The organism is Micrococcus sp. HSID17227, assembly GCF_003989405.1.
Classification (GTDB): Bacteria; Actinomycetota; Actinomycetes; order Actinomycetales; family Micrococcaceae; genus Micrococcus; species Micrococcus luteus.
In genome coordinates, this window is record NZ_RBLN01000492.1 from 1 (window position 1) to 924 (window position 924).

Below are 924 nucleotides of genomic sequence, written 5' to 3' on the forward strand. Positions count from 1 at the left end.
CCGCCGAGGAGGGCAGGTCGTGAGCGGGGAGGCGGCGCACACCCCCACGTTCGACCAGCTCCTCCTCGACGGCCGGCGGCCCGGCGACGCGGCACGCCCCGCCGCCGACGTCACCTCGACGACGTCCGAGGCCTGGCGTGTCCTGCGCATCCAGGCGGAGTTCGTGGAGGGCTTCGGCACCCTCGCGAGGCTGGGTCCCGCGGTCTCCGTGTTCGGCTCGGCGCGCACGCCCGAGGGCAGCGCCGAGTACGCCCTGGCCCACGAGGTCGGGAGCCGCTTGGCCCAGGCCGGGTACACGGTCATCACCGGCGGGGGGCCCGGCACCATGGCGGCCGCCAACCGGGGCGCCCACGAGGCCGGTGGAGAGTCCGTGGGCCTGGGCATCGAGCTGCCGTTCGAGACCGGCCTGAACCCCTGGGTGCACGTGGGCGTGGACTTCCGCTACTTCTTCGTCCGTAAGGTCATGTTCCTCAAGTACGCGCAGGGGTTCATCGTGCTGCCCGGCGGCCTCGGCACCCTGGACGAGCTCTTCGAGGCCCTCACCCTCGTGCAGACCGGCACCGTCACCCGCTTCCCCGTGGTCCTCGTGGACCGCGGCTTCTGGAGCCCGCTTGTGGACTGGATCCGCGGCACGCTCGTGGAGCGCGGCATGATCTCGCCCGAGGACCCGGACCTGTTCCACCTCGTGGACACGGCCGAGGAGGCCGTCGCGTGCGTGCTCCGCTCGGCGGGGAGGGCCGACGCGTGAGCGGGCCGCAGTGGATCGTCCTGGTGGCCGTGCTCGTCGTCGTGCTGGCGGCCCTGGCGGCCGCCCTCGCGGGCCGGCTCACGCTCCGGGCCGACGACCCGGCCGGGCGGACGCCGGGGCACCCCGTGCTGCTGCCGGAGCGGCCGCGCGCGGCGGATGTCGACCTGCTGCGGTTG

At 74.7% G+C, this 924-nt stretch carries 1 protein-coding gene and 1 pseudogene; both read left to right on the top strand.

What is annotated here, in order from left to right; all coding sequences use genetic code 11:
• On the top strand, positions 1-748 hold a 748-nt coding region (locus D8M29_RS12850), incomplete at its 5' end, for a TIGR00730 family Rossman fold protein (RefSeq protein WP_127446060.1).
• Positions 745-924: pseudogene (locus D8M29_RS12855) on the top strand (cell division protein DivIVA); the annotation flags it as partial. The gene D8M29_RS12850 and the pseudogene D8M29_RS12855, both read left to right, overlap by 4 nt.